The sequence below is a fragment of the Bifidobacterium phasiani genome (genome assembly GCF_019331775.1).
GTDB classification, from domain to species: Bacteria; Actinomycetota; Actinomycetes; order Actinomycetales; family Bifidobacteriaceae; genus Bifidobacterium; species Bifidobacterium phasiani.
In genome coordinates this window covers 46,226-52,546 of the sequence record NZ_JAHBBD010000020.1, presented here as the reverse complement: position 1 = coordinate 52,546, position 6,321 = coordinate 46,226, and the positions used below count along the sequence as shown (strand labels likewise).

The window sequence follows — 6,321 nt, the reverse complement described above, 5'->3', positions numbered from 1 at the left end:
CTGGAACACCAAACGGCGCCAGATACGACTGGAGGGACACACCCCGGAGGAATACCGGAGCATGTCCCTCACAGCCTAGACCCTGTATCCTAATAAACAACGTCCAACAAACGGGACGCAGTTCAGAGCCTCGGAGCGCACGGCCCTTCACGTTCGCATGACGTCCGGCCCGTCGCGCGGCGGGCCGGCCCCGCCCATGACGGGTCGGCCCGTCACCGGTCGCGGTCGTGGAACGAGCGGAAGATGTTGATGATGCAGGCCGCCACGCCGCACAGCACGCCGCCGATCGGCCAGGCCAGCCAGAACAGCGTAGCGGGCGAGCCCCACGGCTCCCAGTCGCCGTCCTTCATCGCCGCGAGGCTCGGGCCGCCGAACAGCAGGACCAGGCCCACGATCGTGGCGATCAGCATGATGATCCCGCACACCGCGCCGGTCAGCCTGTCGTAGAAGTCGCCGCCCGACGCCTCGCGCTCGCGCTCGCGGCGATCCGACTCCGACTCCCTGTTGTAGGCGTCGACGTCCATCAGCCCGCGCCGGACGCCGAACAGCGTGATGACCGCCACGCCGGCCGCCACGCACAGCAGCATCGCGCTGGTCGGCCAGCCGTCCTCGATGTGCAGCACCTCCTCGCCGTACACCGTCACGGCGACGCCCGCCATGATCAGCCCGACGCCGACCACGATGCCGACCGCCAGGTTGCGCGAGGCCCGCGCGCGGTCGTCGTCGGTGTAGAAGTCCTCGATGTAGGGATGGCGGCGGCGGAACTCGGCGTGCGTCATGCCCGCCGGGATGATCAGCGCCAGCCCGGCCACCACGCCGGCCGCGATGCACAGGAACACCATGAAGTCGCCGGTCGCGAACGCCAGGCCGTCGCGCATCGTGTCCACCTGGTCGAACATGCCGCGGGTGTCGAACAGCACGCCGAGACCGACGCCGGCGATGATCGCCGCCACGCCGGCCGCGATCCGCCAGGCGAACGAGCGGACGTGCGCGTCGTAGCCGGTGATGTCCTGCGCGAGCGCGACCGGCGCGGACATGCCGAGCCCCTCGCCCGCCGCCCCGGCCGCCGCGACGCTCAGACCGGCCGCGGTGGCCATGCCGGAGCCGCCGTCCACGCCCGTCATGCCGACGCCGCCCGCATGGCCGGGGTCGCCGCCATCCGGCCCCTGCGCGGCATCCGCATCCGGCGCGCCCTCCGACGCCGGGCCGCCGGCGAGCGGGACGGCCGGGCCGCCGGTCATCGCACCGCCGGCCGACGCAACGGCGCCCGACGCCATGCCAGCCGACGCCGCGGCAACCCCCGACGCCGTGCCAGCCAACGCGACGCCGCCCGGCACGCCGGCCCCGGCGCCCGCGGCGGACGCGCCGGGCCGGCGCACGTCGCCGAGCACCAGGTCGTCCAGCGTGCAGCCGAACAGGTCGCAGATCATCAGCAGCTTGTCCATCTCCGGATACGCCTTGCCGGACTCCCATTTGGAGATCGCCTGGCGGGAGACGCCGAGCAGCATCGCCAGCCGCTCCTGGGTGAAGTTGCGCGAGGCGCGCAGGTATTGCAGGTTGTCGCGAAAACTCATCGTGGGTGCCTCCTTCTCGTCGCCCATACCGTTCGCCGGGCCCGTCCGTGGTTCCGTCGGTATCCCCATCATGACCGGGACCGGAACCGTCCGCCACCAGCTTTGGGTTGCGCCGGCCGGACGCAACCGGGTGCCGCGCAACCGCCCGCGCCCCTGAGTCCCGCGCCGGCGGCCGCCGGTGCGCCGGGAACCGCGCAAGGGCGGCTTTCCTTGGTATGGCGCGGCGCGCAACCAGCGGTTGCGCGGGCCCGCCGGCCGCGACGCGCGACGGATCCGGCCACGACACGCGGTCAGTCCGGCTGCGGCGCGTCGGCCACGCCCAGGCGCAGGCTCGGCGGCAGCGCCCCGAGCACGTCGCTGCCGCCCGTGTGCCGGCCGACCAGCCACACCGCGTCGGCGGCGGCGAGGGGGAACCCGGCGTCGATCAGCCCGATCGCGGCGCGCGCCAGCGTCTCGGTCGCCGCCTCGGTCGGCGCCACCGGGATGCCCGCGGCGCGCAGCACCTGCTCGGCCTCGGCCCGCGCCATCGGCGGGCGGGCGTCGTCGGTCTGCCGGCGCAGCTCGCCGAGCTCCTCGCGGGCGGTGTCGGCGAGCGCCTCGTTCGCGCAGTCCGTCACGAGCGTGTAGCAGGCGACGGCCTGGTTGTGCCGTCCGGTCTGCCACAACGCGTACGCCAGCCGGTAGTACATGTACACGTAGTCCTGTTCCAGCGTCGCCACGCGCAGGCCGCGGACCAGCACGTCGGCCGCCTGCGCGTACTGGTCCTGCTCGGCGTGCCGCACCGCGAGCTCGACGTACGAGCGCGGGGTGGTTGGCGCCAGCGTCAGGCACTGCACCGCCTCGGCGACGGCGCGCTCATGCTCCCCGGAGCGGTGCGCAAACCGGCCCAACCACAGGTGCGCGTCGTAGACGGCGTCGGGGATCTTCCAGTACCGTCGCTCCGAGGCCGGGGTCTGCTCGATGCCCGGGATGGCCGTGTCCGGCGACTCCGCCGGGTTCAGCGACACCAGCAGCCGCATCGCCGGCTGCCCGCAGTACAGCGGCAGCCTGCCCTGTCCGTCCAGGCCGATCTCGCCCAGCTGCGCCAGCGCGGCCTCGAGCTGCACCGACCCCACCAGCGGCGAGTCCTCGTTGTCCTCGACGATGGCGCGCACGTCGTCGGAGCCGACGGCCGCGTCGTCGTGCATCACGTCGAGCTCCGCGGCCGTATCGGCGCGCAGCAGCGGGCGCAGCGCCTCGGGCAGCGGGCGGCCGTCCCGCCACAGCGGCACGCGGTTGGCGGCGAACGCCGGGTTCAACGGCAGCGGCTCGATCGCGGCCAGACCGCGGTCCGCGGCGAACGCGACCGCGTGCCGCGCCGGCCGCAGGATGTGCAGCAGGGCGAGCGGGTCGTCGTCCAGCGCCGGGTCGTCGCAGCGGCCGTCCCGGAGCGCGGGCTGCGCGCCCATCACGAACGGCGTGCGCTCGAAGCCGAGCGAGAGCACCGGGCGTCCGTCGAGCGCGCCCTCGTGCGCGGTCAGGTCGACGGCGGTGATGCGCACGCTGCTGGCGAACGCGGCCTGCGCGAGCAGCCCGGCGAGCCGCACCGCGTAGGCGGCGGCGTGCGCCGGACGGCGGGCGCGCGCGTCCTGCCAACCGGGCGCTTCCAGGCGCGTGGCCGGGAACATCGCCGGCGTCGGCACCGCGAACCGCACGGCCATCGCGCCGCTGGCGACGTCCACGTCGAAGCGGTATTCGAGGCGGAACGGGAACCGCGTGCGCTCGCAGATCGCGGCGAACCGGGTCATCACGTCCCAGGCGCCGCCGCGCTGCCCGCTCGCCCCGCCGACGGTGCGGTGCGGGTTGTCGGCGCCCTCCGCCGCCGCGATCCGGCCGGCGATGCGGGAGGCCTCGCGCAGCGCGCCCTGCGCCGCCTGCGCGCAGAAGTGCTGGTCGAAGGCGTGCAGCATGCCGACGCCGCCGTCCGCGGCCTCGGCGGCCCACGCCACGTACCACAGCCGGTTCAGCGCGGCCTCGACCGCCAGCAGCGTCGCGCGGCCGCGCTCGTCGACGTCATCGTCGAAGCGCATCCAGAACAGCGAGGTCGTCGACAACCGTACCAAATGCACATTGTGCTCGGCGGCGATCGCGCGCACGTCGGCGGCGCCGGCCTCCACCAGCTGCCGGGCGGCGAAGCGCTCGAACTCGCTGACGGAGCCGTCGTTGGTGGTGCCGCGCCAGATCATCGCGTCGAGCGCGTCGGGCAGGGGCTTGCCGACCAGCGCGAGCAGCGTCTCGGAGATGCGCCCGCCGCCGGCGCCCGGGGCGACGCCCTGCGTCTGCGGGACGTGCACGAAGGTGAGCCAGCACACGGCGAGGAAGTACCGCAGCTCCCAGGTCCGCGACGCGAAGAAGCGGCCCGGGTCGCGCGTGGGGTTGACGAAGGCGTACTTGCCGTCCCAGCCCCGCCGGAACTCGCCGACCAGCGTGACGCCGGACGAGCCGTCGGGGTTCGGCACGCGGATCGCGCCGGTGTCCGGCTGCTCCTCCCAGCGCGCCAGCGTCAGCGACGGCCGCAGCCCGGCGAGATCGCGCAGCGGGCCGTCGCACGAGTACGCCTTGCCGTCGCCCGCCAGCCAGGCGATCGGCCGGGCGCGGCGCGAGGGCAGCAGCTCGGCGACGTAGCCGAGGCCGCGCGCCGGCTCGCCGCACGCGTCCCAGACGACCGCGTAGGTCACGCCCTCGGGCTGCCCGGGGATGGCGGCCAGCTTGCCGGTCTTCGCGAGCAGCGGGAGCTTGATGGTCCCGTCCACGGCTTCCGTTCGATGCGCGCCCACGGCGACCTCCTTGTCTCGGGTATGGTGCTTCCTCCATCGTAACGACCGCGCGGCGGCATCGACGGCATCGACGGCACGCCCGGCGGGGCGATTGTTCATCCGGCGTTCAACCGCGCCGGACGCGGCGTTCGGAGCCAGCCCCTAGGATGGGCAGTGGTAAAGGAGTTTCACGATGTCGCATAACGCACACAGCCAGACCACGGGGGATGCCGCCACGACGACGGGGGCCGGCGGCGCGCCGCAGTCCGCGCCGGCCGCGCGCACGCCGCAGGCATCTCCGGACGTGCAGGCCTCGCCGGCCGCACAGTCCTCGGCCGCCAAGGGGCTGGAGGCGCCGGAGGCCCTGTCGACCGGCGAGTTCCCGGTGCAGCCGGCCGGCCGGCTCACCGCGCGGGAGAAGCGGTGGATCATGTACGACGTGGGCAACTCGGCGTTCGTGCTGCTGTCGACCGCGGTGGTGCCGATCTACGCGGACTCGCTGCTGGAGGCCGCCGGGCAGGGCAACATCGTCTCGACGTGGGGCTACGCGCAGACCGTCGCGTCGCTGGTGATCGCGCTGCTCATGCCGATCCTCGGCTCGATCGCCGACGTGCAGGGCATGAAGGTCAGGTTCTTCCTCGGGTTCTTCCTGACCGGCGTGGTGATGTGCCTGGGGATGGCGCTGCCGCTGGGGTGGCTGGCGTTCCTGGTCGTGTACGTGCTGGCGACGATCGGCCTGAACGGCTCGCTGACGTTCTACGACTCGATGCTCATCGACACGACGTCGAACGAGCGGATGGACAAGGTGTCGTCGCACGGGTACGCGTGGGGCTACGTGGGCTCGACGATCCCGTTCATCGCGTGCATCGCGCTGATCTTCGCCGGCCCGTCGCTGCCGGGGCTGGACACCGCGGCCTGCACGCGCATCTCGTTCGTGATCACGGCCGCCTGGTGGGTGGCGTTCACGGTCCCGCTGCTGCGCAGCTACCGGCAGGTGCACTACCGCACGACCGCCGACCACACGGCCGAGGCGGTGCGCGGCACGTTCCGCGAGCTGGCGGGTACCTTCCGCAGCATCGCCGCGAACAAGCCGCTGCTGCTGTTCATGCTGGCGTTCTTCTTCTACATCGACGCGGTGAACACGGTGATCTCGATGTCGACCTCGTACGGCACGCAGCTGGGCATCGACTCGACGCAGCTGGTCGTCGCGCTGCTGGTCACGCAGTTCGTGGCGTTCCCGTGCGCGATCCTGTACGGGCGGCTGGCCGGCCGGTTCGGCGCCAAGCCGATGATCGTCGCGGCGGTCGTCGCCTACCTGTGCATCGTGATGTTCGCCGCGTTCTTCCTCAAAAGCGCGGTCGAGTTCTGGATCCTCGCGGTGCTGGTCGGCATGTTCCAGGGCGGCATCCAGGCGCTGTCGCGCTCGTACTACGGCAAGATCATCCCGAAGGACCGCGCGAACGAGTACTACGGCTTCTACGACATCTTCGGCAAGACCGCGTCGGTGCTGGGCACGTTCCTGGTGGCCACGACCACGTCGCTGACCGGCGACGCCTCGCTCGGCGTGCTCTCGATCGCGATCCTGCTGGTGCTCGCGCTGATCTTCCTGGGGCTGCAGAAGGATCCGACCCGCGCCAGCTGAGGCTGGCGGCGGGCCGGGGCTATGGCGCGGGGCCATCCGCGCCGTAGCATCCGATCGCCATTACGCGCGGATGCCCCGGCCGCCATCGCGCGCCATATGCCCGCCGCATCGCGCGCCATATGCCCCGCCGCCCGTCGCATGCAAATGCCTTACCGCCCATAGCGCGCAAAACGCCCAGCCCCATCGCGCGCGAAACGCCCAGATGCGTCGCGCGCAAAACGCCCGGATGCATCAACCCACACGCACAATGTGCAGAATCATACGCGGCGAACCGGTTCGATTGCGCGACACGCCGGGCCATATACACATT

General features: G+C 72.6%; 3 protein-coding genes and 1 pseudogene. 2 read left to right on the top strand and 2 right to left on the bottom strand.

All coding sequences use genetic code 11. The features are described 5' to 3' along the window. The coding region (locus tag KIH73_RS11120; protein WP_338023972.1) for an IS3 family transposase at positions 1 to 79 on the top strand (79 nt) is incomplete at its 5' end. A gap of 1,197 nt (positions 80 to 1,276) precedes the next feature. Here the strand turns inward: KIH73_RS11120 and KIH73_RS11235 are convergent. After that, a pseudogene (locus KIH73_RS11235) lies at positions 1,277 to 1,574 on the bottom strand (helix-turn-helix transcriptional regulator); the annotation flags it as partial. Between the two features lie 290 nt (positions 1,575 to 1,864). Beyond that, the gene (locus KIH73_RS08455) at positions 1,865 to 4,390 is read right to left on the bottom strand and encodes a tetratricopeptide repeat protein (protein WP_338023987.1); all 2,526 of its coding nucleotides are present in this window, start codon (positions 4,388 to 4,390) and stop codon (positions 1,865 to 1,867) included. A gap of 409 nt (positions 4,391 to 4,799) precedes the next feature. On the opposite strand from KIH73_RS08455, the gene KIH73_RS08450 reads away from it, so the two are divergent. Continuing rightward, the gene (locus KIH73_RS08450; RefSeq protein WP_219082492.1) at positions 4,800 to 6,011 is read left to right on the top strand and encodes an MFS transporter; all 1,212 of its coding nucleotides are present in this window, start codon (positions 4,800 to 4,802) and stop codon (positions 6,009 to 6,011) included. The last annotated feature ends 310 nt before the right edge of the window (positions 6,012 to 6,321 follow it).

Excerpts from the sequence above, each read along its gene's own strand:
- KIH73_RS08450 (WP_219082492.1), top strand. The coding sequence starts at position 4,800 with ATGTACGACGTGGGCAACTCGGCGTTCGTGCTGCTGTCGACCGCGGTG.